Annotated in this window: 25 protein-coding genes; 11 read left to right on the top strand and 14 right to left on the bottom strand. The window is 71.7% G+C overall.

Features of this window, described 5'->3' with window-relative positions:
* Positions 1–393 precede the first annotated feature (393 nt).
* Positions 394–1,155, top strand: coding sequence for a maleylpyruvate isomerase family mycothiol-dependent enzyme (locus AB0I28_RS29145; protein ID WP_357498634.1), 762 nt, complete (start codon positions 394–396; stop codon positions 1,153–1,155).
* 63 nt (positions 1,156–1,218) lie between these two features.
* Here the strand turns inward: AB0I28_RS29145 and AB0I28_RS29150 are convergent, their stop codons facing one another.
* Positions 1,219–1,833, bottom strand: coding sequence for a helix-turn-helix domain-containing protein (locus AB0I28_RS29150; protein ID WP_357498636.1), 615 nt, complete (start codon positions 1,831–1,833; stop codon positions 1,219–1,221).
* A gap of 76 nt (positions 1,834–1,909) precedes the next feature.
* Between AB0I28_RS29150 and AB0I28_RS29155 the strand changes: the two genes are divergently transcribed.
* Positions 1,910–2,308: a nuclear transport factor 2 family protein gene (locus tag AB0I28_RS29155; protein WP_357498637.1), complete on the top strand. Its 399-nt coding sequence runs from the start codon at positions 1,910–1,912 to the stop codon at positions 2,306–2,308.
* Between the two features lie 436 nt (positions 2,309–2,744).
* Here AB0I28_RS29155 and AB0I28_RS29160 read toward each other — a convergent pair whose 3' ends face one another.
* The gene (locus AB0I28_RS29160; RefSeq protein ID WP_357498639.1) at positions 2,745–3,422 is read right to left on the bottom strand and encodes a hypothetical protein; all 678 of its coding nucleotides are present in this window, start codon (positions 3,420–3,422) and stop codon (positions 2,745–2,747) included.
* A 65-nt stretch (positions 3,423–3,487) separates the two neighbouring features.
* Between AB0I28_RS29160 and AB0I28_RS29165 the strand changes: the two genes are divergently transcribed.
* The gene (locus tag AB0I28_RS29165) at positions 3,488–4,360 is read left to right on the top strand and encodes an A/G-specific adenine glycosylase (protein ID WP_357498641.1); all 873 of its coding nucleotides are present in this window, start codon (positions 3,488–3,490) and stop codon (positions 4,358–4,360) included.
* A 21-nt stretch (positions 4,361–4,381) separates the two neighbouring features.
* Here AB0I28_RS29165 and AB0I28_RS29170 read toward each other — a convergent pair whose 3' ends face one another.
* Positions 4,382–4,855, bottom strand: coding sequence for a sigma factor (locus AB0I28_RS29170; protein ID WP_357498643.1), 474 nt, complete (start codon positions 4,853–4,855; stop codon positions 4,382–4,384).
* Positions 4,856–4,994: 139 nt separating this feature from the next.
* On the opposite strand from AB0I28_RS29170, the gene AB0I28_RS29175 reads away from it, so the two are divergent.
* A complete protein-coding gene (locus AB0I28_RS29175) occupies positions 4,995–6,194 on the top strand; it encodes a serine hydrolase domain-containing protein (RefSeq protein WP_357498644.1) in 1,200 nt (399 codons plus the stop codon).
* Positions 6,195–6,289: 95 nt separating this feature from the next.
* Here AB0I28_RS29175 and AB0I28_RS29180 read toward each other — a convergent pair whose 3' ends face one another.
* The 3 genes from AB0I28_RS29180 to AB0I28_RS29190 form a co-directional block, all read right to left on the bottom strand.
* The gene (locus AB0I28_RS29180) at positions 6,290–7,453 is read right to left on the bottom strand and encodes a serine protease (protein WP_357498645.1); all 1,164 of its coding nucleotides are present in this window, start codon (positions 7,451–7,453) and stop codon (positions 6,290–6,292) included.
* Between the two features lie 73 nt (positions 7,454–7,526).
* A complete protein-coding gene (locus AB0I28_RS29185) occupies positions 7,527–8,195 on the bottom strand; it encodes a nitroreductase family protein (RefSeq protein ID WP_357498647.1) in 669 nt (222 codons plus the stop codon).
* 52 nt (positions 8,196–8,247) lie between these two features.
* Positions 8,248–9,945 carry an NAD-binding protein gene (locus AB0I28_RS29190; RefSeq protein ID WP_357498649.1) on the bottom strand — a complete coding sequence of 566 codons (1,698 nt, stop codon included), beginning with the start codon at positions 9,943–9,945 and terminating at the stop codon, positions 8,248–8,250.
* A gap of 555 nt (positions 9,946–10,500) precedes the next feature.
* Here AB0I28_RS29190 and AB0I28_RS29195 point away from each other — a divergent pair.
* Complete coding sequence (locus AB0I28_RS29195; RefSeq protein ID WP_357498651.1) at positions 10,501–11,586, top strand: hypothetical protein; 1,086 nt, start codon at positions 10,501–10,503, stop codon at positions 11,584–11,586.
* Positions 11,587–11,682: 96 nt separating this feature from the next.
* Here AB0I28_RS29195 and AB0I28_RS29200 read toward each other — a convergent pair whose 3' ends face one another.
* Positions 11,683–12,909: an MFS transporter gene (locus AB0I28_RS29200; RefSeq protein ID WP_357498653.1), complete on the bottom strand. Its 1,227-nt coding sequence runs from the start codon at positions 12,907–12,909 to the stop codon at positions 11,683–11,685.
* Between the two features lie 61 nt (positions 12,910–12,970).
* Here AB0I28_RS29200 and AB0I28_RS29205 point away from each other — a divergent pair, with 61 nt between their 5' ends.
* A complete protein-coding gene (locus tag AB0I28_RS29205) occupies positions 12,971–13,639 on the top strand; it encodes a helix-turn-helix domain-containing protein (protein ID WP_357498655.1) in 669 nt (222 codons plus the stop codon).
* A gap of 300 nt (positions 13,640–13,939) precedes the next feature.
* Here the strand turns inward: AB0I28_RS29205 and hisC are convergent, their stop codons facing one another.
* Genes hisC through AB0I28_RS29220 form a run of 3 tightly spaced genes read right to left on the bottom strand, consistent with a single transcriptional unit; the run spans position 13,940 to position 16,855 of the window.
* Complete coding sequence (gene hisC, locus AB0I28_RS29210; RefSeq protein WP_357498657.1) at positions 13,940–15,022, bottom strand: histidinol-phosphate transaminase; 1,083 nt, start codon at positions 15,020–15,022, stop codon at positions 13,940–13,942.
* On the bottom strand, positions 14,997–15,881 hold the full coding sequence (locus AB0I28_RS29215) for an RDD family protein (protein ID WP_357498659.1): 885 nt from the start codon (positions 15,879–15,881) through the stop codon (positions 14,997–14,999). The genes hisC and AB0I28_RS29215 overlap by 26 nt, the downstream gene beginning before the upstream one ends.
* Positions 15,882–15,940: 59 nt before the next feature.
* The gene (locus AB0I28_RS29220) at positions 15,941–16,855 is read right to left on the bottom strand and encodes an alpha/beta hydrolase (protein ID WP_357498661.1); all 915 of its coding nucleotides are present in this window, start codon (positions 16,853–16,855) and stop codon (positions 15,941–15,943) included.
* 70 nt (positions 16,856–16,925) lie between these two features.
* On the opposite strand from AB0I28_RS29220, the gene AB0I28_RS29225 reads away from it, so the two are divergent.
* Positions 16,926–17,879: a helix-turn-helix domain-containing protein gene (locus tag AB0I28_RS29225; RefSeq protein WP_357498663.1), complete on the top strand. Its 954-nt coding sequence runs from the start codon at positions 16,926–16,928 to the stop codon at positions 17,877–17,879.
* A 172-nt stretch (positions 17,880–18,051) separates the two neighbouring features.
* Here the strand turns inward: AB0I28_RS29225 and AB0I28_RS29230 are convergent, their stop codons facing one another.
* Complete coding sequence (locus tag AB0I28_RS29230) at positions 18,052–18,540, bottom strand: Lrp/AsnC family transcriptional regulator (protein ID WP_357498665.1); 489 nt, start codon at positions 18,538–18,540, stop codon at positions 18,052–18,054.
* Positions 18,541–18,672: 132 nt separating this feature from the next.
* Between AB0I28_RS29230 and hppD the strand changes: the two genes are divergently transcribed.
* Both hppD and AB0I28_RS29240 read left to right on the top strand, forming a co-directional pair.
* Positions 18,673–19,842, top strand: a complete 1,170-nt coding sequence (hppD, locus tag AB0I28_RS29235; protein ID WP_357498667.1) for a 4-hydroxyphenylpyruvate dioxygenase — start codon at positions 18,673–18,675, stop codon at positions 19,840–19,842.
* Between the two features lie 429 nt (positions 19,843–20,271).
* Complete coding sequence (locus tag AB0I28_RS29240) at positions 20,272–20,553, top strand: hypothetical protein (RefSeq protein ID WP_357498669.1); 282 nt, start codon at positions 20,272–20,274, stop codon at positions 20,551–20,553.
* A gap of 108 nt (positions 20,554–20,661) precedes the next feature.
* On the opposite strand, the gene AB0I28_RS29245 is transcribed toward AB0I28_RS29240, so the two are convergent.
* Both AB0I28_RS29245 and AB0I28_RS29250 read right to left on the bottom strand, forming a co-directional pair.
* Positions 20,662–21,831 carry an FAD-dependent monooxygenase gene (locus tag AB0I28_RS29245; protein ID WP_357498671.1) on the bottom strand — a complete coding sequence of 390 codons (1,170 nt, stop codon included), beginning with the start codon at positions 21,829–21,831 and terminating at the stop codon, positions 20,662–20,664.
* Between the two features lie 246 nt (positions 21,832–22,077).
* On the bottom strand, positions 22,078–22,335 hold the full coding sequence (locus AB0I28_RS29250; protein WP_357498672.1) for a hypothetical protein: 258 nt from the start codon (positions 22,333–22,335) through the stop codon (positions 22,078–22,080).
* Between the two features lie 386 nt (positions 22,336–22,721).
* Between AB0I28_RS29250 and AB0I28_RS29255 the strand changes: the two genes are divergently transcribed.
* On the top strand, positions 22,722–23,804 hold the full coding sequence (locus AB0I28_RS29255) for a hypothetical protein (RefSeq protein ID WP_357498674.1): 1,083 nt from the start codon (positions 22,722–22,724) through the stop codon (positions 23,802–23,804).
* Positions 23,805–23,823: 19 nt separating this feature from the next.
* Entirely contained in the window at positions 23,824–24,075 is a 252-nt protein-coding gene (locus AB0I28_RS29260) for a hypothetical protein (RefSeq protein ID WP_357498676.1), read from the top strand.
* Here the strand turns inward: AB0I28_RS29260 and AB0I28_RS29265 are convergent.
* On the bottom strand, positions 24,072–24,782 hold the full coding sequence (locus tag AB0I28_RS29265; protein ID WP_357498677.1) for a DUF6333 family protein: 711 nt from the start codon (positions 24,780–24,782) through the stop codon (positions 24,072–24,074). The genes AB0I28_RS29260 and AB0I28_RS29265 overlap by 4 nt on opposite strands.
* Positions 24,783–24,787 lie beyond the last annotated feature (5 nt).

Consider the following 24,787-nt stretch of genomic DNA (forward strand, 5'->3'; position numbering starts at 1 on the left):
GGACGCCGAAGACGGAGGCGGCAGCGGCACACGAGATGGTTCGCCAGCAGCGGCACACGGGGTGGTTCGGCCAACAGCGGCTCACACGCTGGTTCGGACGGCAGCCGCACGCATCGCCCGCCTTCTCTTTCCCGCCCTCACCCTCGCCCTCTCGCCCCCGCGCCCGCCCTCCCTCCCTCCCTCCCCCGTCCTCGCCTTCCCGCCCCGCCCCGCCCCGCCCCGCCCTCGCCTTCCCGCCCCCGCCCCCGCCCTCGCCCTCGCCCTCCCGCCCTCGCCCCCCGCCCTGTTCGTCCGGCGGACCCCGCCGTTGCCCGGCCGTCGGCGCGCTTCCCCCGCCATATTCGCTACCTTGCGGCCGGAGCGTCGTGGTACACATCCGGGGTGCAACACATCTTGGAGTTCCCCGAGGTCCTGCGGTTGATCGAAGACCGCTCGGCCGCGTTCCGCGCCGCGATTGCGTCCGCCCCCGACTTTGACGTTCAGGTCCCGTCCTGTCCGGACTGGACGCTGCGTGAACTGGCGCAGCATCTCGGCGACGGTCGCCGTCGCCAGGCGGCCATCGTCGCGGCGGGTCCGGGTGCGCAGCCCCCGGCGAAGACGGACCCGAAGGGTGCCCCGACCGCGCCCCGCGATCGTGAAGGGTTGGACGCCTGGCTTGCTGAGTCGACCGAACTCATGCTCGACGCGATGCGTGAGGCCGGCCCGGACCGCGGCTGCTGGACCTGGTGGGGCCGTTCGCAGGCTCCGGGGACGAGTGGGGCCGTGGCCCGGCATCAGATCCAGGAGATCGCCGTTCACACCTACGACGCCCAGCTCACCCAGGGGGCCGCGCAGCCGCTGCCGACGGACGTCGCGGTGGAGGGCGTCGACGAGTTCCTGACGACCGTCTCGGCGACGACCGTGCCTTGGCCGTTCAAGCCGGCGACGATCGACCTGCACGCGGCCGAGGGGCGTTCTTGGCGCCTGACGCTCAACGCCGACGGTGTTCGCTGCGACGACCTCGCCGCCGAGGCGGAGCCGGGTGACATGGTGATGCGGGGTGCGGCGAGCGATCTGGTCCTGTACTTCTACGCGCGTGTTTCGCTCGACGGCTTGGAGATCGCCGGCGACGCCACGCCGATGGAGCAGCTTGCGGAGTGGGACCCGAACGCGTAGGACGCGTACTCGTACGTCGGTTTTGGTGAGGAGCGGCGGGTTTCGGTATCGAAGCCCACCGCGCTACCTCGCGCTTCGCAAGCCCGCGAACATCACGGCCAGTGCCCTTCCCCGCCGTTCCTCGTCCCATTCGCCGTACAGGGCCCCGTGGCAGGCCGCCGTCAGTAGGTCGCCCACGTCGCGACCGGTGACCCCGTCTCCGACGGTTCCTGCCTCCCGTGCCTTCGCCACCAAGGTCTCCAGCACTCCGTGCAGTTCGCCGACCGCCCCCAGCGGGTCGCCTCCCGCGCGCTTGCTCCGGTCGTCGGCAGCCTGGTCGACTCCGCTGCTCGCCGCCGTCCTGGCCGTGAGCTCTTCCGACCCCGCCCGCAAGGCCCCCACGACTGTGCGCGCTCCCGCCGCTCTCTCCACGACGTACCCGAAGTACTCGTAGAGCGCCGTCGCCCCGGTCCCGTCGGCCGCGAGTGTCTCCCCGTGTTCGACCAGCTCCGTCAGCAGCCGCTTCATGATCGCGGCCAGCAGGTCCTCCTTCGTCGGGAAGTGACGGAACACGGTGCCGATCGCCACTCCGGCCCTGATCGCGATCGCTTCCGTCGACGCTCCAGGCCCGCGCTCCCCGAAGATCTCCTCGGCCGCGTCCAGGATCCGCGCTCGGTTTCGCCGCGCGTCGGCTCGCATTGCCTTCACACTCCCCATCGCCAGTCTGAAACCAGTACGCTCAAGTTGAGTCCCTACTCACTTTACCGGAGTGCGCATGAACCCCGAGGCCCTCTACGCCCGCTTTCGTACCAACGTCCTCTCGGGGGCTCCCGGCCTCACCGCCGACATGTGTGCCGCCGACGTCGTCCTCGACCTTCCCTTCGCCCCTCCCGGTGCGCCCCGCCGCCTTGCCGGCCGTGAGGCCGTCGCCGCCTTCACCGCTGCGGGCCGTGCCGCGCTGCCGATCCGCTTCGACGACTTCCGTGACGTCGCGCTCCATCGCACCGCTGACCCCGACACCCTCGTCGCCGAGTACGAGATCACCGGCACCACGCCGAGCGGCCACAGTGCCACCGCCGCGTTCGTCCTGGTCCTCAAGTCCCGCGACGGTCTCGTCTCGCACTGGCGGGAGTACCAGGACGTCGCGGGCATCGCCCGGGAGTTGGGCACGTAAAAGACGGACCGGGCACGCGCACCCGGTCCGTCCTATCCACCTTTGCCGCCTCTGCGGCGGCGGCGTCGGCGCGCATATCGACAGCGCGGCACGCCACGGCCTGCTCGCCCGCCCGCCGGTCGTCGGGGCAGCGCGTCCCCGACGTCGGCATCGCCACACCGCCCTAGGGGCATCCGTGCCGGCGAGTCGACTGGTGTGAGGTCCTCGGCGGCGCTGGGATGTATTGCGGTGTGCGTCGGCGGCACGTCACCACGCCGACGGTGACGTCGGCGGACGAGTCGGTGACCGGTGCTGCCCTGGCGGCGGTCAGCCGTCATTCAAAGGTGGGCCGGGGCCGAGGCCCCGGTCGAAGAGCCCGTTAGACATTGAGCTACTTCTAACTAACTCTCTGTAGCCAAAGTTACCACGCAAGATCCGGGGCAAACCCGAAAAGATCTCAATCGATGGTGAACTCGACCGGCTCGCTCCACGCCGTCCCCAGCCGCGCCAGCACCTGGTACTTCCCCGACGGCACCACCCGCGGGCTCTTCTTGCACCCCGGCGTGGAAGTCTTGCCGTCCCACGTGATCCGCGAGGTCACGACCTCCCCCGGTTGCAGCGTCCGCCGCGACACCTCACCGCCACCGGCGCAGTCGTCGGAGGACCACAATCGCTCCGCCCCCGCCTTCACCTGGATCTCCTGCGCCTTCGACCCCACGTCGCGTGTGCACGACACCGGCGCCGCGTTCGTCGCCCGGAACTCGATCGTCAGGTACCCGCCCTTGGGCATCACCGCCGTCGCCGGCGCCGGTTCCAGCCGCACGTCGACGTCCGCGCACGGCCCGCCCTGAACCGTGCCCGTCGGCGGCAGCACCGCCACGGGGCCCGACGCCGAGTCCGACGGTGGCGGCGCCGAGGAGGCGCCTCCCACGAACGGCCGCTTGTAGGAATTCGACGGCGAAGCGCTCGACGGCGCCACCGCCGAGGGCTCACCCGCCAACGGCTCCGCAGGGTCGTCCCCCGACCCGCCGCAGGCCCACAACCCCGCCCCGAGCAGCACCACCCCGGCGCCGAGCACCGCAGCCCGCCGCCGCCAGTACGTCCTCGGATTTTCGCGCCCGACGATCGTCCTCATCGGCGCGACGCTAACCCCATCCGCGCCGAAAAAGATCACGACACGCCATGCGACCATCGTTCGCGATGAGCGAATCCGAAGCGATCTGGCGCCTGACCACCGACTGGTTCGCCGCCAACGCCCGCGATCTCCCCTGGCGACGCCCCGACACCACCGCCTGGGGCGTCCTGGTCAGCGAGGTCATGTCGCAGCAGACCCCCGTCCGCCGTGTCGCCCCCGCCTGGCTGGAGTGGATGGCCCGCTGGCCCACCCCCGCCGACCTCGCCGCCGAACCCACCGGCGAGGCCATCCGCGCCTGGGGCCGCCTCGGCTACCCCCGGCGCGCCCTGCGCCTCCACGCCGCGGCCACCGCCGTCGCCGAGGACCACGGCAACGTCGTCCCCGACACCATCGCCGAACTCGAAGCCCTCCCCGGCATCGGCACCTACATCGCCCGCGCCGTAGCCGCCTTCGCCTACCGCCAGCGCCACCCCGTCGTCGACACCAACGTCCGCCGCGTCGTCTCCCGCGCCGTCGCCGGCGACCCCGACGCCGGCATGGCCACCACCGCCGCCGACCTCCGCGCCGCCGAGGCGCTCCTCCCCGAAGACGACGAGGCCGCCGCGACCGCCTCAGCGGCGATCATGGAGCTCGGCGCCCTCGTCTGCACCGCGAGGGCCCCCGCCTGCCCCGCGTGCCCCCTGCGGGCCGTCTGCGCCTGGCACGCCAAAGGCGAGGAGCTGCCCGAGGGCCCCAGCCGCAAACCCCAGCGCTACACCGGCACCGACCGCCACGTCCGCGGCCTGATCATGGCCGTCCTGCGCGACGCCGCCGACCCCGTCGCCCGCGCCGCCCTCGACACCGTCTGGCACGAACCCGAACGCCGCGAACGCGCCATGGCGGGCCTGCTCGCCGACGGCCTGATCGTCGAGTCGGCGGGCGCGTTCCGGCTGCCCTGACTCCCGCCGGCGGCTCCGCCGTCACAGCTGCCCGTCGATGCCACCGCGCGCACCACCCCGCAACCGGCGACGGGCACCGGCGGCCAGCGCGCTCGCCTCGGCGGGGGTGCGGCCGAGGACCTCGCCGATCTTCCCGAAACCGAGCGCGAACACGTCGTGCAGCACGAACGCGAGCCCCTCGTCGGCCTCCAGGGTCTCCAGGACCATCAGCAGCGCCAGCCCGACCGAGTCGGCGGCCGCCGTGTGCCGACCGGGCGCGCGTTCGGGCCGGGTGGACCCCCGACGGCCGTGGAGGCGGTCGAGGCAGACGCGCCCGACGAGGGTGGTCAGCCAGGTGTCGAGACCGTTTTCTCCGGCGAGGCTGAGCCGCAGCCAGGCCTCGTCGAGCGCCTCCCCGGCCTCGGCGGCCGAGCCGAGCATCCGGTGGGCGACGGCGTGCAGGCGCGGCCTCGCGGCCGTGAAGCGCTCGGAGAGGAACTCGTGCTCGGGATTCATGGCGGGGCCTTTCATCGGAGTCGTCAACGGGGTGACGCGCCGGGGACCGCCGATGTGACCGCCGTACCTCTCAGGACATACCCGCGCATGCGACCTGCGGCAGACGCGCGTGAACGGGCGGCGGAAATAGCGTCGCCGGATGACCTCAGAACCCAAGTTCCAGGCTTCGCGCCGTTCCGTCCTCGGTCTGCTCGGCGCTGCACCGCTGGCCGCCGGGGGAGTACTGGCGGGGAGTTCGGCACCGGCCTCGGCGGCCTCCGGTCACGGCGGCGTACCCGCGCCCCTGCGCCGGGGCGGTGAGCTGGACCGGCTCGTCGAGTCGCTGCACGCGGAGGACAAGTTCGGCGGGACCGTGCTCGTCACGCGCAAGGGCCGCACCGTCTACGAGCGTTCCATCGGTCTCGCCGACCGCGTGCGCGGCATCTCCCACGGCAGCGACACCCGTATGTCGGTGGGCTCGATCACCAAGATGTTCACCGCCGTGTCGGTCATGCAACTCGTGGAGTCCCGCCGGCTCGATCTCTACACGCCGATCGGCGCCTTCGTCGACGGGTTCGCGCCCGAGATCGCCGACAGCGTCACGGCCCACCACCTCCTCACGCACACTTCCGGCCTGGGCGACTACATGCGCGTCCCCGGTTTCTTCGAGGCGGCGCAGACCTGGACGAGCACCGAGCAGGCGTGGGAGGGCGGTCTGGAGTTCGTCCGGCGCGACACGCCGCAGTTCACGCCCGGCGTCCGGGGCACCTACTCGAACAGCGGTTACTACATCTTGGGCGCGCTCATCGCGGCGGTGTCGCAGCGCAGCTACTACGACGTCGTGCGGGACACCGTGTTCGCCAAGGCCGGCATGTCCGCGTCGGGGTTCCCCACCAAGCCGGAATGGCGCGACGACCCCACGATCGCGCGGCCGTACCAGCTGGAGGACGGGCGGGTCGTCGACACCCTGGAGGGCCGGCATTTCTTCATCGGCAACCCCGCCGGCAACGCCTTCTCGACGGTGGCCGACCTGGCCCGCTTCAAGAAGGCGCTGCTCGGGAACGTGCTCCTCTCGGAGCCGTTCACGCGCATCGCGACGACGCCGAAGCTGATGAAACCGCCGCTTCCCCCGCTGCCCGGCGCACCGCGCCTCACTCCGATGGCCGGTTACGTCTGCGGCGTGTCGCTCATCGAGGACCGCGACTGGATCAGCGGCCACAACGGCGGCGCGCCCGGCGTGTCGGCGAACGTCGAGTGGTACGAGCGCGGCGACTGGGTCGTGGCGACGCTGAGCAACATGGGCGACCGCACGACCGCCCCGGTCGACTCGCTCCTGCGCCGGGTCATCACCGGGCTCTAGACACGTTTGCGGCGCGGGAGCCTTGGGCTCCCGCGCCGATCCCCACCCCCGGGGATGTGGGCGCGGCCGGAAGTCCGCGCCCCACCGGGCAACGTTTACAGCAGGCGCTTGAGCTCCGTCCAGAGGAGATCGGCCCTTACTCCGGAGTTCGGGCAGCCGCCGAAGTGGTGCAGCGCGACGACCTTGCCCGTCGAGCGCGCGATCACCGGCGAACCCGAGGACCCGAACTCGGTGTCGCATTTGTAGCCGACGTCGGTCTCGGCCTCGTAGCCCTGGTACTTCGGCGCCTCGACACGGCAGTGGCCGCCCTCGTCGGCGTCGGAGTCCACCGCGATCTGAAGCGGCTTGCCGCTCGGGTGCTGCGGGATGTAGAGCTTCTCACCGCGAGTGGTGACCCGGTTGTCGAACTCCAGGTAGCCGAAGTCCTCGATCGCGGGGAAGTCGTCGACGGTGAAGAGCGTGTAGTCGTAGACCTGGTCGGTGGCCAGGACCTCCTCGCCGCGCACCTTCACCGGGTCGTGGGCGTATTCGCCGCCGCAGCTGGTGCACTCGTAGCCGAACCACACCTCGGTGGCCTGCGCCTGGCCGGTCGACTCGAAGCAGTGGTGGTTGGTCATCAGCCGGTTCTTCGCGCCGACGCGCCACGCCGTGCACAGCGTCGTGCCGTCGATGAGCAGGCGGGCGACGGCGGCGCTGCGGTTGAACGCGGCCGGGTCGCTCTCCTGGTAGCAGACCGCGTCGCGCTTGTCGTCGCGCGAGCAGATGCTCTCCGGGGCACGCGGCCCGGTCATCTCCTCGGGCGCCAGGCCGCGGGTCACCTTGTCCACCGAGGCGCCGAACAGCGGCAGCTCACCGAGCAGCGAACCGGCCGAGCGGTGCAGCTCCAGGACGGCCTGCTCGCCCTCGACCGACATCGCCCACGTGCCGGGCCCGTCGGTGTTGTCGTAGCGGTGCGTCTCCGAACCGTCCGCATTGGACACGGTGACGTAGTCGCCCTCGGCGAGCAGCAGCTTCGAGAAGTGGACCTTCACGAAGGACGCGCCGGGATAGGTCAGCGTCCGGGTGCTCTCACCGGCGTATCCGAGGACCGCGTCGGCGGCCTCCTCGACCCCGACGGTGGCCGCCCCGGCCGGTGTGCGCGCGGGCGCGGCGATGGTGGTCTCCTCGTCGCCCGCGTACGCGTTGGGTCCCACCACGAAGGCGATCCCGCCGAGGAGCAGCGCGGCAGCGCCGATCCAGATCTTCTTGTGTCCGCGCACGTTCTACCCCTGCTGGTGAGAGTTTGTCGGCCCACCTGATGTAACGACGCGGAGAGGCTGCGGACACGCCCTGTCACTTTCGGACGAGTACCTCGTCGAGGGGTTTGCGTCCGATGTCGGGGACGCGCGCCTCGGCGGTCGGATAGCCGACAGGCACGAGGACGTAGGGGCGCTCGTTGGCGGGACGGCCCAGGATCTCGCCGAGGAAGCGCATCGGGGACGGCGTGTGCGTCAGGGTCGCCAGGCCGGCGCTGTGCAGGGCGGCCAGCAGGAAGCCCACGGCGATGCCGACCGATTCCTTGACGTAGTAGGGCCGCGGCTCGCCGGCTCCCTTGTGGACTTCGAAGACGACGATGAGCGCCGGGGCCGTGGTGAGGAAGGGCTTGTCGTGGTCGGTGCCCAGGGGCGCCAGGGCGGCCAGCCACTCCTCCGATGCCCGGCGCCGGTAGAACTCGCGCTCCTCGATCTCGGCGCCGGCGCGGATCTGTTCCTTGAGCGCGGGGTCGGTGACCACCACGAAGCGCCAGGGCTGGATGTTGGCGCCGCTGGGCGCGGTCGCCGCGGCCCTCACGGCGGTCTCGATGATGTCCATCGGGACCGGCTCGGGCGAGAAGTCGCGGATGGTGCGGCGCAGGGCGAGCCGGTCGGCGAACTCCACGGCCCGCCGCCGGGATTCCTCGTGGCCGAGGCCGAAGTGGGGGGCGGCGACGGTCGGGTACGGCGCGCTCAGGTCGACAGGCATGCGTACAGGTCTACCGGCCCGGTCGCCGGGCGGGCAAGGGTGATCAAATCCCTTAAACCCCGGCCTCCGGTTCGGGTGGGGCGGCCGTGCGGCGCATGGTCCGGCGGAGATCGGCGCGCCCGGCGACGACGAGCAGCCGCTGCCCGCCGAGCAGGATCCGCGCCGCCGGCGGCGAGAAGTTCAGGCCGGTCTCGTCGCGCACGGCCAAGACCCAGACCCCGGTGCGCACCACGCCCTCCCGGATCGCGGCGACCGGCGCACCGTCCAGTTCGGACCCGCGCCCGACCTCGACCTCGGCGATCACCAGCACCGCCCGGTCGACGGTGATGGTGCCCTTGACGTCCTGGTCGGTCATCGCGGCGGCGAAGGCGGGAGCGGCGACCGTGGACACGCTCAGAGTGCTGGCGCCGTCGGAGCGCTCATCGATGCGCATGGCCAGATCGCCGTCGCCGACGCGCAGCACGATCCGCAGCGAGGAGCGGATCTCCCGGGCGTTCCAGGCCGCTTCGAGGTTGGCGACGTCGCTGCTGGTCACCGCCACCAGCGACCGGCAGGTGCGCACCTGCGCGGCCTGCAAGGTCTCGGCGCGGCTGGCGTCGCCGTGCACGACCGGCACGCCCAGCCGCCGCGCGCTCTCCATTCCCGGCGCCAGCTCGTTCTCCTCGATCGCCACCACCGGCACCCCGAGGTTGGCCAGCTGCGTGATCACCTGGACGCCGATGTTGCCCAGCCCGATGACGATCACGTGGTCGCTGATGGGCCGGCGCAGCTGCCCGGTCGCCGCGGCCAGCCGCCGTCCGACGACGGTCTCCACAATGGACGCCGTGAGCACCGGCACCAGCGCCACCCCGGCGAAGGCGACCAGCATGTGCGTCACCTGCTCGATGCCGGCGGCCTTGAGGTCGGGGTCGATGCCCCCGGCGGTGGTCAGCATGACGATGTAGGCCGACTGGAGCCAGCTGATCGACGGCTCGTGGTTCTCGGCGATCATGAAGGTTCCCAGGACCACGAACAGCAGCAGTCCCAGCGTCGCGATCCGCAGCTTGCGGTCGACGGTCTCGCGCAGCACGTCCCACATCCTCGTCACCGCGCGCCGGACCCGGTGCCGCACCAGCGACAGCGACTCCGAAGGCGGCTCGTCGGACAGCGTCAGCACCAGCCGCGCCTCGGGATGCGTCGCCGGGACGAGCTTCTTGCCGTCGATGGTGTCGCGGATCCCGCAGACCGTCTTGGCGTCGGGAAGCGCGCCGATCCGCGTCAGGTAGAGCGTCTGGCTGTCGCCGATCTCGACGTGCGAGTCGGGGATCTCCCCGAGCGCGGTGGCCACAAAGGACGGTGCGGCCATCTCGGCGTCGGAGATGACCGAGCAGTCGCCCACCAGAACCCGCACCCGCGAGGCGATCGAGAGGTTGAACAGCCGCAGCACGACCGGGATCCGCGCGTTCGCCGCGCGCGCCCGCAAAGCGGCGTGCACGTTGTCGACGTCGTCCTGCCGCACGAACGCGATCGACTTGGCGTTGTCGATCCCGGCGCTGCGCAGCGCGTCCTCGTCGAGCCGCTCGGCCTCGATCACGATGACCTTGGAGATCCGCGCGATCTGCGGGCCGTGGCCGCGCTTCTTCGACCGCAGCAGGACCGTGACCTGCTCCTCGCGCTCGCAGAGTTCCTCGACGAGGCGGAAGGCCAGCGCGTCGTCCCCGCACACGATCAGGTGGGATTTGCGCCGCCGCGCGGCGAGGGGGGCCAGCATGAGCCAAAGGCTATCCGCGCGGCGCCAAGGGATCGAGGACGGTCGATCATGGACGTACGACCGCCGCGCTTCTACCACCGCGAACACCGCCGGCGCAAGAGATCCGCTCTCTCGGTTATTTCTCCGTCGCAGACAGTGCCCTAACCATTCGGTCGCTCGTTGTATCGAGTGAGGCACAGCCAGTGTCTGACGGCCTCGCTCGCCTGGGACCGCCGGTCCGGATTCAAGGCGACGGCCGACGTGCGCGCGGCGCCCCCAGCCCCGCGTGCCTCGCGAAACGTTGTGCGCGCACGGGTGTCAAGACCGGCCTGGCGACTGTCCGGTCAACGTGCGCTCCCCTGTTGCGCGTGCCCCCGATCGTCATCGATCGGCGTCGGCCACACGAATCCGCGACTTCGCACCCAACCGTCCAGCCCGGTTTCCAGCCCGGCCGGCACCGCGACGCCCTGTGCGCCGAACGGCGCACCGGACCTCGCGGCGGCGAACAGGCCGCAGTAGTCGCCTGCGGGATGAGCAGGCGACCCATCGGCAGTGACGAATGTTGAAAGGTATGCAATGAACAAGTGGCTTACACGCACTGTGGGCACCATGGGAGTCGCCGGCGGGGTTGTCCTGCTGGCGGCAGGGGTCGCGCAGGCCGCCGACGGAACCACCGTCGGCAAGGCCCAAGCGCCCACCGCGGGTGTCGCGGGGCTCGGCCAGATGCTCAACCCCACCGACCTGGTCGGTGGGACCACGGGCGCTCTCTCCGGTAACAGCCCGTTCGGGCTGTCGAACCCGGCCGGTGCACTCGGCGCGCTGCCCACGGGCAGCCTGTTCGGGGGCTCCGACAAGGGTCACCACCGCAAGGGCGTCAAGGAAGCCGGTCCGGCCGACGCGTTCGGCAGGATGGCCGGCGGTCTGACCCACGGCGTCGACAAGGGCGTCAGCAAGGGACTGCCGCTCAACGGCGGCGTTCCGTCGGTCGGGAACCTGCCCCTGGGCATGATCCCGGCCGCCGGAGACGTGACCAGCCTGGACTCGCAGAACGTCGTCGCCGACCTCATGTCCGTCCAGGATGTTCTCGACCAGGCGGCGTCGGCCGAGGGGCTCCCCCTCCCGGTCGGTGGCCTGGACAGCAGCGCCGGCAACATCGTCGGCGGTGTGGCGGGCGCGATCCCGGCGCAGGACCTCACTGGGTCCCTGCCCGTCGGTGGCCTCGCCAACGGCCTGCCCCTGGTGGGTGGCCTGACCGGTGGGCAGGCTTCGGCTCCGCAGGCGCCGAAGCCCATGAAGCCGGGCAAGTCCGACGCGCCGAAGGCCGACGCGCCGGTTGCCACCGAGAAGAAGAACAAGCCCGCCGACCAGCCGATGCCGCTTCCGCAGCCGCAGGCGGACCCCGTTTCGGGTCTCGTCAGTGGTCTGCCGATCGCGGGCGGCCTGGCGGGCGGCCCGCTGTCGACGGTCACCGGTGCCACCGGTGGTCTCCCCGTCGTCGGCGGCCTGACCAAGGGCGGCCTGCCCGTCCTTGGCGGCCAGACCCCCGCTGAGGGCAAGTTCGGCATGCCGGTCGCGACCGACCTGCTCGGCGGGCTGCCGCTCGTCGGAGACCTGGCCGGCACGACCGGTAAGGCGCTGCCCGGGGACCTGGTGAAGCGCTAGACCCGCGGTACCGGTCTTCGGGCCGGTCCACGAAGAGGGCCGCAACCATCGAGGTTGCGGCCCTCTTCACGTGCCGCGGGCGCCCCTGGCCGGTGGTTACGCCGGGATCTCGGCCGGCCCGGTCTGAACCCGCCGCACGCCCGGATGGAGCGCGACGAAGGCGATGAGCGCGACGAGCATGACCGTGCAGAGCGCGTAGGGCGCCACCGGCGAGGCCTCGTACAGCGCGGTTCCGGCGAGCGGGCCGACCACGAAGGACATGGCGTTGGCCGAGGCGACGAGCCCGGCGACCGAGCCCTGCTCCTCGCGCGCGGCGAGCAGCGTCGGCGCGGCCATGTAGCCGGGCAGGCCGAAACCCATCCCGCCGCCGACGACCGCGACGCCGACGGCGATCACGAGCACGTTCGGCGCCAGGACCAGCGCGAGCATCCCGGCGGTCATGACGACGGCGCCGACGCGGATGAGCCGCAGCGGACGCCACCCGAGCCGGGGGACGAGGAAGGCCTGCGCGAGGAGCATCATGCCCGCTCCGGCGAGCATGACCAGGCCGGTGGCGCGGCCGGTCGCCTGGGAGCCGAGGTCGAGGCGGTCCTGGAGGAGGAAGCCGACGGTCATCATGACGACGCCGATGGCGAAGTACATGCCGAAGCCGGTGAGCAGGAAAGGCCACATGCGCGGGTCGCGGGCGCGGACCTTGACGGCGGGTGGGGGGACGCGGTGCCGGTCGGGCGCGGGCAGTCCGCGCCATACCAAGACGGTGATCACCGCGATCAGGACCGGCGCCACGAAGAGCGGGACGAGCAGGCCGCCGCCCACGAGGAGGCCGCCGAGGGCCGGTCCGACGGCGGTGCCCAGACCGATGGCGGCGCCGATCATGGACATGCCGTTGACGCGTTCCGTCTCGCCGGTGGTCACGTCGGACACGTAGGCGCCGGCGGTGACGGGCGCCGCGGCCCAGGCCAGGCCGAAGATCAGCCCGCGCGCGAGCAGGATCAGTCCGAACAGGACCGGGACGGCGAAGGCGCCGGTGAGGCCCTGCCGGGCGATGAGCGCGAACGCGAGGAGCCCGGCGCCCGCGCCGACGAGAGAGAACAGCAGGACGGGTTTGTGGCCTCGCCGGGCGCCGACGCGGCCCCAGAGAGGGCTGATGAGGACGACGCCGGAAGCACCGACGGTCATGACGATGCCGAGGTGGATCTCGCCGAGGCCGAGCTCGCGGGCGAGTGGGGCGAGGACCGGGTTCACCATCTGCTGGCCGGTCATGATTCCGAAGACCGCGAGGCAGACGAGTAGGACGGGTCGCTGCTTGAACTTTTCGAACATGTTCGTAAAGTAGTCGCGGGGCGGGGCCGACGTCAACCGCCCGGTTGGGGATGATGGAGTCGTGGCAGGTCAATCAAGTGGACGTACCGGTCGCCCGCCCATCACCTCGCGGGCCGACATCATGGCCGCCGCTCGCCGGCTGATAGACCGCGACGGCTGGGAGAAGCTGACGATCCGCAAGCTGGCGGCCGAGGCGGGAGTCGCGCCGACGACGCTCTACCACCACATCCGCGACAAGGAGGACCTGCTCAAGCAGCTCCTCGACGACGCCGCCGACGCCATCGAGCGCCCGACGCTGCCGGCCGATCCGCGCGGGCGGATCATCGCCGCCGCGACCGTGATGCACGCCGGGCTGTCGGAATGGCCGTGGCTGGCCGAAGTGCTCACCGACGGCGACCTGACCGGCGACTCGGCGATGTGGCTGGTCGAGACGATCATCGCCGCGGCGCTGGACGCGGGCTGCACCCCGCCCGAGGCGGTCGCGCTGTACCGAGCGGTGTGGAGCTACACGGCGGGAGAGATCCTGGTGCGCGCGAACTCCGCGAGGCGCCGGGCGGAGCTGGGCGGAACGACGTACGGCGACGCGCTGGTGCGGAGCCTGGACCCCGACGAGTACCCGGCGCTGGCGGGGATCGCGGAGCAGTGGCCGGAGCTGACGACGCGGGACTGGTACGCGGCGGGACTGCGGGCGCTGGTGGACGGGACGTTGCGGGAGGTCGGCGAGGGGTAAGGGGCAGCTCTTCGGGGTGAAGGCCGGACCCGGCGCGAGCGGAAGGATCCCGGTTCGCGCTCGTCGGTGAGGCAGCCGCCGGGAGCTTCGGGTTCGAGACCCCGGACCCGGGACCTCGAACCCGAAGCTCAGGGCCTTAGGGCGTGTCCTGGTGATCACTGCGGGGCTGCGGCGGACTCGTTTTCCCCCTGGCAGCACCGTTCCTTCGCCCAGGTACAACACCGGTACCAGGGCGAAAGAACGGCTTGCCAGAAGAAAAACGAGCCTCGCCTCGCACCCACAAGATCACCAGGACACACCCTAGAGCCCGGCCTCGGCCGCGACCTTCAGGAAGGTGTCGTTCTCCTCGGGCGTTCCCACCGTCACCCGCACGCCGTCGCCGGGGAAGGGGCGCACGATCACCCCGCGCGACTCGCAGTGCTTCCCGAACTCCACCGAGCGCTCCGCCAGCGGCAGCCACACGAAGTTCGCCTGGCTCTCCGGCACGTCCGGGACGAACTTGCGCAACTCCTCGGTCAGCCGCGTCCGCTCGCTGATCACCAGCGCCGCGCGGCGCTCCATCTCGTCCTCGGCGCGCAGCGCGGCGAGCGCCGCGGCCTGCACGCACGCGTTGGTCGAGAAGGGGGTGACGACCTTGCGGACGGCGTCGGCGACCTCGGGCTGCGCCACCAGGTAACCGGCGCGCAGGCCGGCCAGGCCCCACGCCTTCGAGAAGGTCCGGACGACGACCACGTTGGGCCGGTCGCCGAACTCGGTGAGGCCGTCGGGGACCTCGTCGTCGGTGACGAACTCGCGGTAGGCCTCGTCGAGGATCACCAGGACCTCGGGGCCGACGCGGTCGATGAACGCGGCGAGCTCGTCGCGGCGCACCGACGTGCCGGTCGGGTTGTTGGGGTTGCAGACGAAGACGACGCGCGTCTTGTCGGTCACGGCCGCCGCCATGGCGTCGAGGTCGTGGCCGTGGTCGGCCTTGTTGGGGACCTTCACGGCGGTGACGCCGGCCGTCGCCGCGATGATCGGGTAGGCCTCGAAGCTGCGCCAGGAGAAGACGACCTCGTCGCCGGGGACCGTCGCGGCCTTCAGCAGGTGCTCGCACAGGGCCACCGAGCCGCAGCCCGTCGCGATCCGTTCGATGCCGACGTCGAGGCGCGCCGCCAGGGTCTCGCGGAGCGCGAGGACGCCCATGTCGGGGTAGCGGTGGACCTGCGTCGCGGCCTCCAGGATCGCCTCCGGCACGCCGGGGAGCGGGCCGTAGGGGACCTCGTTGCTGGCGAGCTTGATGGCCTCGGTGAGGCCGAGCTCGCGGGCGAGGTCGGCGGGGTTGCGACCGGGGACGTAACTGGGGAGGGCGTCGAGGTCAGCGCGAGTCAGGCGACGAGACATCGGTGTCTCCTTTCACGTTTTGTGCGGGGCCGGCGGTGGCGGGGACGAGCACCACCGTGGTGCCGGGTGACTTGTCGTGCAGGCACTGACGATACGGGCGGTCGCGCAGGCACCACAGCGCGTCGGCGAGGAGCAGGAAGATCCCGCAGGCCAGGAACATGAACGGCAGGGCCATGAAGGACCAGCGCAGGCCGACCCACCCGAGCTTGAGCGGCTGCCCGTAGAGGGGCACGACCTTGATGCCGACCATCCGCTTGCCGAGCGTCTGCCCGGTGTAGGTGGTCATCGGGACCTCGTAGACGAACCAGAGGAGCAGGGCGATGAACATGATGGTGAGCTGGAGGTTGTTGGCCCTCTCGGAGAGCGTGAACGGGTCCAGCTGGCCGCCTTCGCGCATCGCCGCCTCGACCGCCGGAGTGACCTCCTGGAAGAAGCGGTAGATGAAGTAGCCGTTGACGACGACGTTGAGCAGGAGCACCGCGACGAGGTCGATGAGCCGCGCCGACAGTCGCTGCCCCGGCGAGGCCAGGGTGTATTTCTTCATGTCACTGGACGGCTGGGGGAAGCCCGGTGGGAGGGCCGGGCCGCCACGTTGGCCCATCTCCTGCGGGGGACGCCGGTCGACGGGTGTCACGCCTGCCGGCGGCGGGGCCCACGTCGGGTCCGCCCGGCCGGGGAGGCCCTGCTGGCCGGGGTCGGCGGGGATGGCGAGGGGCGGTTCGGGCTCGGGTTCGGGAGGGCCGTCGGGTGCGTCGGCGTCGGCGGGCAGGGGCTTGCCGATCCACTGCTCGCCGTCCCAGTACCGCTGAGTCTCGGGTTCGGCCGGGTCCCGGTACCAGCCGGGCTCGATGCTGCTCACCCGCGCAATTCTGACAGTGCGCTCGGCCGACCGGCGCCGGCGGCCTGGGTAGCCGCCGTTCAGCGGCGGGAGGGCGGGTGGGGGAGGGGGTCGCCCGGGCCTGGGTCGCGCTCCACTCCCGCTCGCGCCACGCCCCCGCATAACCCCCCGAAGAAGTCGGCGAGCGCCCCCGCGACCCGTCCCGGCGCGTTCTCCATGGGAATGTGTCCCGCCCCCGGCACGCGCACGAGCCTGCTGGCCGGCATCTCCGCGGCGAAGCGCTCGGCGTACCCCACGCCCTGGAACCCGTCGTCTTCTCCCCAGACGAGCAGCTTGGGTGTGGTGTTCCGCCGCAGCGCGGGAACCAGTTCCCGCGTGTAGCGGTGGTCGGCCGCGCCCACCATGGCCATCCAGGACCGGCGGACCCGGGCGTCGTTCCACGGGTCCAGGTACTCGGTGATCAACTCCTCGGTGGCGGCACCGGCCAGCGCGGCGGTCACGGCCTCCCGGCGGGCGGCGAGCAGTTCGCCGGCGGTGATCGCGGCGACGGCCTCGGGGTCGCGGAACCGGGCGACGCTCGACACCGGCCAGGAGTCGTAGGTGACGGAGTTGACCAGTGCCAGGCGGGAGACCTCCAGTCGGTCATGGACGAGGAGGTGCTGGGCGACGGCGCCGCCGATGTCGTGACCGGCCACGGCGACCGGCCCGGAAAGCCCGAGCGCGGTGGCGAAGCGCGCCACCCAGTCCGCCAGCGCCGGGACCGCGCCCGTCTCCAGGGTGAGTCCGCCTCCCGAGCGTCCGAGGCCGGGCAGGTCGACCGCCACGGGCCGCAGCCCCGCCTCGGCGAGGTCGCCCAGCACCGGAAACCAGACCCGGCTCCAGTACGTCCCGTGCAGCAGCAGTACGGCCGGCCCGTCCCGCTCGACGGTCAGGTGACTGGCCGGTTCGCCGTCGACCCGGACTTCGGCCCGCAGCACTTTCACGTCGTCGCTCATGGATCCACTGTCGCCGACGCCGTTCGCGCCGCCGAGAGTCTGGAAAGTCATCCTGGAGTACATTCTCGCCATGCCCCTCCATCGTGTGGTGGCCGTGCTCTCGCCGCCGCAGTCGCCCTTCGAGCTGGCCTGCGTCTCCGAGGTCTTCGGCACCGCACCGCAGGACGCGGCACCCCGCTACGACTTCCGGGTCTGCGCCGAGCGCCCCGGGCCCCTGCCGACCACCGCCGGATACGCGATGCTCGTCGAGGAAGGGCTCGACGCCGTGCGGGAGGCGGACACCGTGGTCGTTCCCGGCTGGCAGCCGCCCGACGCGCCGGTCCCGCCGACGGTCACCGCCGCGCTGCGAGCCGCCCACCGCCGCGGGGCGCGGATCGTCGCCATCTGCACCGGGGCGACCGTCCTCGCCCACGCCGGACTGCTCGACGGCCGCCGCGCCACCACGCACTGGCGCAACGCCGCCCGCTTCGCCGCCGCCTTCCCCGAGGTGCGGATGGATCCGGACGTCCTCTTCGTCGACCACGGCGACGTGGCGACCAGCGCCGGGACCGGCGCGGGCATCGACCTGTGCCTGCACCTGGTGCGCCGCGACCTCGGCGCCGCCTACGCCGCGCAGGTCGCCCGGCGCATGGTCCTGCCGCCGCACCGGGAGGGCAGCCAGCTCCAGTACGCCGAACAGCCCGCGCCGGCCCGGGCCGACGAGTCCTTGGCACCGCTGCTGGAGTGGGCCGCCTCCCGCCTCGACGCCCGGCTGACCCTCGACGGCCTCGCCGAACGCGCCGGGCTGTCCGGCCGGACGCTCGCCCGGCGGTTCACCGAACAGCTCGGCACCAGCCCGGGGCGATGGCTGCTCGGCCGGCGCCTCGACGCCGCTCGGGTCCTCCTGGAGCAGACCGACCTCCCGGTGGAGGCCGTCGCCACCCGGGTCGGGCTCGCCTCGGCGGTCAACCTGCGCCGCCGGTTCCGGGCGCACTTGGGCACCACGCCCGGCGCCTACCGGCGCACCTTCGGCGAGCGGGGCTAGGGCGTGTCCTGGTGGTCTTGTGGGTGCGAGGCGAGGCTCGTTTTTCTTCTGGCAAGCCGTTCTTGCGCCCTGGTACCGGTGTTGTACCTGGGCGAAAGAACGGTGCCGCCAGGGGGAGAACGAGTCCGCCGCAGCCCCGCAGTGATCACCCGGACACGCCCTAGGGCGTGTCCTAAGCCGCCGACCTTCCCGCCGCCTCCACCAGCGGCAGCGTCCGGTACCGCACCTGCTCGGCCAGTGCGATCACCGACGACGCCCGCAGCACCCCCTCGTACTCGACGATCTGGTCGAGCACCCGCTGCAGGTCGGCGTTGTCCCTCGCCACTACCCGCGCGACGATGTCGCTCCCACCCGTGACGGTGTGGGCTTCCAGCACTTCCGGGATGCCCGCCAGGTGCCGGCCGACCCTGTCGTGCCCGCCGGCCTGCCGGATCTCCAGCGTCACGAACGCCGTCACCCGAAACCCCAGGGCGGCGGCGTCGATGTCGGGCCCGAAGCCCTGCACGACCCCGCGAGCGGACAGCTTGTCGAGCCGCGCCTGCACCGTCCCGCGCGCGACGTGCAGCCGCCGGGCGCACTCCAGGATGCCGATGCGGGGCTCGTCGGCGAGGAGCCTGATCAGCCGGGCGTCGAGCGAGTCGATCGGGGATTCGCTGGTCATATTGCCCACCGTACTCGGCGGTACGCTCTAACATCTGGTCAAGATGACCATGGATCTCGGGCACTGTTGCCCAACGTCCGTTCGGCACGCGATGCTTCGCGAGAACCCACACGTGCGCGCAAGGAGGCGGCCATGACTTCGGTGGAACCCGAGATCGATGAAGCGGTGCTGGTCGGTGCCGTCGACCACGACATCACCAAGGACCCGTTCCCCATCAAGGGCTGGGACCACATCACCTTCATGGTCGGCAACGCCAAGCAGGCCGCGCACTACTACGAGACCGCCTTCGGCATGAAGCTCAAGGCCTATCGCGGCCCCGAGCAGGGCTATCGCGACTACGCCGAGTACGTCCTCGTCTCCGGCGGCGCGACCTTCGTCCTGCGCGGCGCGGTCCACGCCAAGGCGCCCGGCGCCGGCCACCACACGCGGCACGGCGACGGCGTCGTCGACATCGCGCTGGAGGTCCCCGACGTCGACGCCGCCTACAAGTACGCCGTCTCCCAGGGCGCCGTCGGCAACACCGAGCCGACCACGGTCAGCGACGAGCACGGCGAACTGCGCTTCGCCTCGATCGACACCTACGGCGAAACCCGCCACACGCTCATCGACCGCTCCCGCTACACCGGCCCGTTCATGCCCGGCTTCGTCGCGCGCGGCCCGATCGTCACCCGCACCGAAGGCCCCAAGCGCTACTTCCAGGCCGTCGACCACGTCGTGGGCAACGTCGAGCTCGGCAAGATGGACGAGTGGGTCGAGTTCTACAAGCGCGTCATGGGCTTCACGAACATGGCGGAGTTCGTCGGCGACGACATCGCCACCGAGTACTCGGCGCTGATGAGCAAGGTCGTCGCCTCGGGGACCCGCAAGGTGAAGTTCCCGCTCAACGAGCCGGCCATCTCGAAGAAGAAGTCGCAGATCGACGAGTACCTGGAGTTCTACGACGGCCCCGGCCCGCAGCACATCGCCCTGGCCACCAACGACATCCTCGCCTCCGTCGACGCCATGCGCGCCGCCGGCGTCGAGTTCCTCGACACGCCCGACTCGTACTACGACGACCCCGAGCTGCGCTCGCGGATCGGTGAGGTGCGGGCGCCGATCGAGGAGCTGAAGAAGCGCAAGATCCTCGTCGACCGCGACGAGGACGGCTACCTGCTGCAGATCTTCACCAAGCCCATGCAGGACCGGCCGACCTTCTTCTACGAGCTCATCGAGCGGCACGGCTCGCTCGGCTTCGGGAAGGGCAACTTCAAGGCGCTCTTCGAGGCCATCGAGCGGGAGCAGGACGCACGCGGAAACCTGTGATCGCCCGCTGCCGCAGGTAGGGGAGACTCCGTTCCCGACGTGCCCCACTGCCGGGGGCGCGGAGGGGACGCCCTTCCGGCGACGTCGGCGAGCGAACGCGCGGCCGCCCCGGCCTTGGCCGGGGCGGCTTTCGCGTGCGCGGGGTTTGCCGTGCTCGCGGTGCGGGTAGATGCCTGTGGTCTCAACGGCGGCGACGCCGAAGAGCCGCGCCCGACGACGGGCTTGGGGAGACTCCGTCTCTCCCGCGTTCCCCTGCCGGGGCTCGTTTCGGGCCCGGAACGCGGGGCGACGCCCGAGCCCGGCGTCACCGGTGTCGAGCGAACGCTCCGCCGCCCCGGCCTCGCCGGGGCGGCTTTCGCGTGCCCGGGGGCCTCAGCCGCCGACCCGGGAACTGCGGCGGTGGCGCCGTCGGCGACGAGTTCGACGCCGATGTGCTTCAGGCCGCTGATCACGCGCTGTTTCGCGCGTCCGGTGAAGGTGCCGCCGATCACCGACCCCACCAGCCGCACCCGCAGGTCGGACCGGGCTTCAGCGGTCTCCGAGGCCGTCTCGATGCCGGCCGGCCCGCCGCCGATGACGGTCACGACCCCTCCGGCGGGCAGCTCGGTGAGCGCGACGCGGGCGCGCTCGGCGCCTTCCCACGAGCCGACCGGCACCGTTGCGGCCATCGGCCGGACGCTGCTGCCGACGGCCAGGACGGCGTGGTCGTAGCCTTCTCCTGTTCGTGTCGCTCGCAAAGGAGACGGGCCGGCCGGGTGTTCTCGTGACATCGCGCGCACGCGAAAGCGGCGCTCCGCCGCCCGGAGCGCCGCTTTTCGGTTACGCGTAGTCCTTGAGCTTGTAGCCGTCGACGATCCGCCGGAAGTCGTCGTCGGTGCTCAGCCCGGGCTCCTCTTCGCTGTCGCCGTTGCGCTGGGCCTCGACGCGTGCCTTGTTGGTGAGCGCCATGTGCTGGTTATCGGCGACCCACGCGCCGATCTCGGCCTGGTAGTTGCCGAAGGCGATCTCATGGTCGCCGCCGGCGGCCTTGAGCTCACCGGCGAGCACGTAGGCGCCGACCATGGCGAGGCTGGTTCCCTGCCCCGACAAGGGGGAGCCGCAGTGGGCGGCGTCGCCGACCAGCGCGACGCGGCCGACCGACCAGTGGTCGAGGTGGATCTGGGCCATCGAGTCGAAGTGGAAGTCGTCGGCCTGCCACATGTGGTCGAGCAGCTTCGGCAGGATCCAGGCGCCGTTGCCGAGGCGGTCGGCGAGGATCCGCTTCTGCGCGTCGAGGTCGCGGTAGTCGTAGACGAGCGGCTCGGCCTCCTCGAAACCAAGGTAGGCGCGGCATTCGGTGTTGTCGCGGACGCTCATGACGCCGCCGCCCCAGGAGTCGCCGGGCATCTGGTGGAACACCTGCCAGTTCTTCAGGTCGAGGAAGTTCGGCACGGTCCACACGGCCAGATAGGTGCCCAGGTGGGTGATGTGGTCCTGCTCGTCGCCGTAGACGAGGCGGCGGGTGTTGGAGTGCAGGCCGTCGGCGCCGATGACGAGGTCGAAGCGCCGTTCGGGGTGGTTCTGGAACTCGACGGTGACGCCGTCGCCGTCCTGGCGGATCTCGGTGATCGAGTCGCCGAAGATGTACTCGACGCCCTCGGCGGCCCCGGCCATGACCTGGGCGAGGTCCTCGCGGAGGATCTCGACGTCGGGGCTGCCGATCTCGCCGCCGGTCAGGGTCTGCTCGGTGCTGCGGTAGACCTCGGTGCCGTCACCGTCCACCATGGACATGCCGTGCGAGACGATCCGGCGGGCGCGCAGGCTCTCCAGGACGCCCATCCGCTCGGCGACCTCGACGGCCGGCCCGCGCACGTCGATGGCCTGGCCGCCCTTGCGCAGTTGCGGGGTCAGCTCCACGATCGCGACCTCGAAGCCGTGGCGGCGCAGCCAGTACGCGAGGGCGGTGCCGGCGATGCTGCCACCGGAGATGAGGACGGACTGGGTCTTCATGGTCTTTCTCCCTGCTCGGTTCGTGTTCCTTGTCGAGACCGAGCTTGCGGAGTGCGGCTTACCGGCGGCTGACCGCCGGCGCACGGCCGCTGACCGCTCGGGTCAGGGAGCGAACGCGCGGCTCATGGCCCGCATGGCCGCCTCGACGGTGTCGCGTTCGGCCGGGTCGAGGCGGGCGGTCTGTTCGCGTCTTCGACGGCGTCGAGGTCATCCCCGCCGCCGACGTGCTCGTCGACGGCCCGGCGATCACCGCCGTGACCGCTCCCGCCTGCCGACCTCGTCACCAACGGCGAGGGCAGCACGCTCCTCCCCGGACTCATCGACCCCCACGTCCACGTCCTCGACGGCGACCTCTCCCGCGCCCTGCGCTTCGGCGTGACCACCGAACTCGACATGTTCTGCCTCCCCGCCAACCTCGCCCGCCAGTGCCGCACCGCCGCCGCCCGCCACGACGTCGCCGATCTGCGCGGCGCCGGCGTCCTGGCCACGGCGCCGGGCGGGCACCCGACGCAGAGCATGAGGCCGGAGATGGCCGCGGCCCTCGGGGACGCGGTCGGCGAGTTCGCGACGCGGCGGCGCTCGCCCTGCGGCGGGCCGGTGTGCCGGTGCTGGCGGGCACCGGCGCGAGCCTGTGGGCGCCCAAGCACGGGGACTCGACGCATCGCGAGCTGGAGTTGCTGGTGGCGGCGGGATTGAGCCCGGTGGAGGCCCTTGCCTCGGCGACCTCGGTTCCCGCGCGGACCTTCGGCCTCGATGACCGGGGCGGGTCGCGGCGGGACTCCAGGCCGACCTGCTGCTGGCGGAAGGGGATCCGACCGCCGACATCTCCGCCACCGAGTCCATTGTGGCCGTATGGCGTCGTGGGGAGCGCTTCTAGTTAGCATTGCCTCATGCGCGCGTACCGGGGGGCCGTCGCCGCGATGACGGCGAAGACGACCGGCCAGAAGACTCCACAAGGGACTCATCCGCTTCTCGCCTTACAGCGGGCCGCCGGGAACCGGGCGGTGACCGACCTGGTCCTCCAGCGCGACGGCGTGCTCGACGCCGCCGGGGTCGGTCGGGAACTCGTCAGGGCCGGCAACAGCGCCCTGCGCGAGGAACGGCTGCTCACCGGCGCGGCCGCCATGTCGGAGGCCGAGGCCTTCGAACTGCTCGGCAACGTCATCGAGGCGACACCGAACAAGCTGGCCACGGCCGTCATGCGCATGCGCGAGGCGAACCGCTTCGCCCTGCTGCGCACGCTCGTCGGCAAGCAGGGCCACGACAACGCCCACATCATCCGGGACGCGCTCCTCGGCGGCTCGCAGCTGCGCTTCGCCGCGCTGGTCCCCGACGCGGCCCGCCGAGGCTCGGTGCTCGCGGTGCTCGGCCGGCCACTGGCCGGGCACCGGCCGCAGCCCGACGGCTCGCTGTGGGTCAACCTGAGCTTCCGGGCCGAGGGCTCGATCAGCGGCCAGAACCAGGCCCCGGGCAGGGATCTCGCGCAGTTCGGCGGCGGACGCCTCGGCCTGGTCCCCGGTCGCGGCAACAACGGCATGGAGATCCGCGGCGACGTCGTCGGCGACCACGGCGACACGACCTTCGACTTCAAGCGCTGGGTCACCATGCGCCTCTACTACCGCGTCGGCGGCGAGTGGACCCTCAAGAGAAGTCTCGACCACACCGACGACGACTCCAACGACTCCGACGAGCACCTGACCCCGACCGGCGACGGGCACATCTACTCGATCGACGCGCCCGGCCCCGTCTATCCCGACCGCTCCAGTCGGGCGACGCACGTGCTCTACGTCGCGACCTTCGGTGAGTGGGTGCTGGCCACGAACACGCTGGCGGAACAGCAGTGGAACGTCTCCGACCAGCTCGAATGGCACTCGATCTCGAAACTGGCCAAACGCGCCGACGGCGGCTGGGGGCGCGACCCGGAGTTCGGCGGCCAGATCGCCACCGGCGCGAATCCGGGCATGGACCTCTGAACGGCGTATTCTCGACGGCGTGAACCAGCTGCTGCCGTACGCTCTCACCGCCCTCGGGGTCGCCGCCGTCATCGGCGGGCTCGTGTGGGCGGGCCGGCGGGTGCGCAGGCGCGGGTCGGGCGGAGCCGTCGCGGCGGCCCTCGCCGCTCACGACGAGCTCTGGTACCCCACGGCCCACCAGTCGCACTTCGAGCTGCGCTTGGACGAGGAGCGCAAGGTCGACACCCCGACGCCCGACGAGCTCAAGGGCCGCAAGGCGGGTAGGCGCTAAGGCACGCCCTGGAGCCAGCCCTCTTCCATGCGGTCGGTGGCGTCCTCGGTGTGGCGGACCCGGAACGCCGAGGCCCGCAGCCGCCGGCTCCACGGGTCGTGCTCACCGAGGATCAGCTCGCTCAGCCCGCCCCAGTAGGTGGCGGTGGGATCCTCGGCGTCGTAAGGGATCCCGCTGTACGGCTCGGCCAGGCCGCATCCGTCGAGGACGGCCTGCGGGTCGCCGGTGAGCGTCCACAGCGCGGGGTCTTCGTTGATCGCCCAGCCCTCGGAGTGCACGGGTTCGAAGCCGGGGACGACCCACGCGACCTCTTCGTGCGACTCACCCCGGTCCACGCTGGCGTTGCCGATGATCTTCGCGCCGGGGAGGCGTTTCGCGAGTTCGGTGACCTGCTCAAGTACCGGCCAGGAGTTGCCGTTGTCGGCCAGCGCGGGGTCGCAGACGCCGATGACGTTGCCCCACACGCCGACCTGGATCCACTCCAGGTCGGCGCGGGTCTGTAGCCCGAAGCCGCCTGCGACGCGTTGTTCGCCCTCGTATTCGAGGACTTCGTCGACCGTGTCGAGGGCCGCGGCGAACTCGCGTGCTCGGGCGGGGTCGTTCGCGGGCCAGGCGGGGGACTCGATCGGTGGCAGCACGACCGTGACCGTGTAGATCCCCGAGCCTCGTACCAGTGTGTCCGGCGGGCTCGTCCAGAAGTCCGTCATGACCG

Source organism: Phytomonospora sp. NPDC050363, from assembly GCF_040655735.1.
Taxonomy (GTDB): Bacteria; Actinomycetota; Actinomycetes; order Mycobacteriales; family Micromonosporaceae; genus Phytomonospora.

Excerpts from the sequence above, each read along its gene's own strand:
- AB0I28_RS29165 (WP_357498641.1), top strand. The coding sequence starts at position 3,488 with ATGAGCGAATCCGAAGCGATCTGGCGCCTGACCACCGACTGGTTCGCC.
- AB0I28_RS29255 (WP_357498674.1), top strand. The coding sequence starts at position 22,722 with ATGCGCGCGTACCGGGGGGCCGTCGCCGCGATGACGGCGAAGACGACC.
- AB0I28_RS29190 (WP_357498649.1), bottom strand. The coding sequence starts at position 9,945 with ATGCTGGCCCCCCTCGCCGCGCGGCGGCGCAAATCCCACCTGATCGTG.
- AB0I28_RS29195 (WP_357498651.1), top strand. The coding sequence starts at position 10,501 with ATGAACAAGTGGCTTACACGCACTGTGGGCACCATGGGAGTCGCCGGC.
- AB0I28_RS29265 (WP_357498677.1), bottom strand. The coding sequence starts at position 24,782 with ATGACGGACTTCTGGACGAGCCCGCCGGACACACTGGTACGAGGCTCG.
- AB0I28_RS29175 (WP_357498644.1), top strand. The coding sequence starts at position 4,995 with ATGACCTCAGAACCCAAGTTCCAGGCTTCGCGCCGTTCCGTCCTCGGT.
- hisC (WP_357498657.1), bottom strand. The coding sequence starts at position 15,022 with ATGTCTCGTCGCCTGACTCGCGCTGACCTCGACGCCCTCCCCAGTTAC.
- AB0I28_RS29245 (WP_357498671.1), bottom strand. The coding sequence starts at position 21,831 with ATGAAGACCCAGTCCGTCCTCATCTCCGGTGGCAGCATCGCCGGCACC.
- AB0I28_RS29185 (WP_357498647.1), bottom strand. The coding sequence starts at position 8,195 with ATGCCTGTCGACCTGAGCGCGCCGTACCCGACCGTCGCCGCCCCCCAC.
- AB0I28_RS29220 (WP_357498661.1), bottom strand. The coding sequence starts at position 16,855 with ATGAGCGACGACGTGAAAGTGCTGCGGGCCGAAGTCCGGGTCGACGGC.
- AB0I28_RS29160 (WP_357498639.1), bottom strand. The coding sequence starts at position 3,422 with ATGAGGACGATCGTCGGGCGCGAAAATCCGAGGACGTACTGGCGGCGG.
- hppD (WP_357498667.1), top strand. The coding sequence starts at position 18,673 with ATGACTTCGGTGGAACCCGAGATCGATGAAGCGGTGCTGGTCGGTGCC.
- AB0I28_RS29155 (WP_357498637.1), top strand. The coding sequence starts at position 1,910 with ATGAACCCCGAGGCCCTCTACGCCCGCTTTCGTACCAACGTCCTCTCG.
- AB0I28_RS29170 (WP_357498643.1), bottom strand. The coding sequence starts at position 4,855 with ATGAATCCCGAGCACGAGTTCCTCTCCGAGCGCTTCACGGCCGCGAGG.
- AB0I28_RS29150 (WP_357498636.1), bottom strand. The coding sequence starts at position 1,833 with ATGCGAGCCGACGCGCGGCGAAACCGAGCGCGGATCCTGGACGCGGCC.
- AB0I28_RS29225 (WP_357498663.1), top strand. The coding sequence starts at position 16,926 with ATGCCCCTCCATCGTGTGGTGGCCGTGCTCTCGCCGCCGCAGTCGCCC.
- AB0I28_RS29230 (WP_357498665.1), bottom strand. The coding sequence starts at position 18,540 with ATGACCAGCGAATCCCCGATCGACTCGCTCGACGCCCGGCTGATCAGG.
- AB0I28_RS29240 (WP_357498669.1), top strand. The coding sequence starts at position 20,272 with ATGTGCTTCAGGCCGCTGATCACGCGCTGTTTCGCGCGTCCGGTGAAG.
- AB0I28_RS29200 (WP_357498653.1), bottom strand. The coding sequence starts at position 12,909 with ATGTTCGAAAAGTTCAAGCAGCGACCCGTCCTACTCGTCTGCCTCGCG.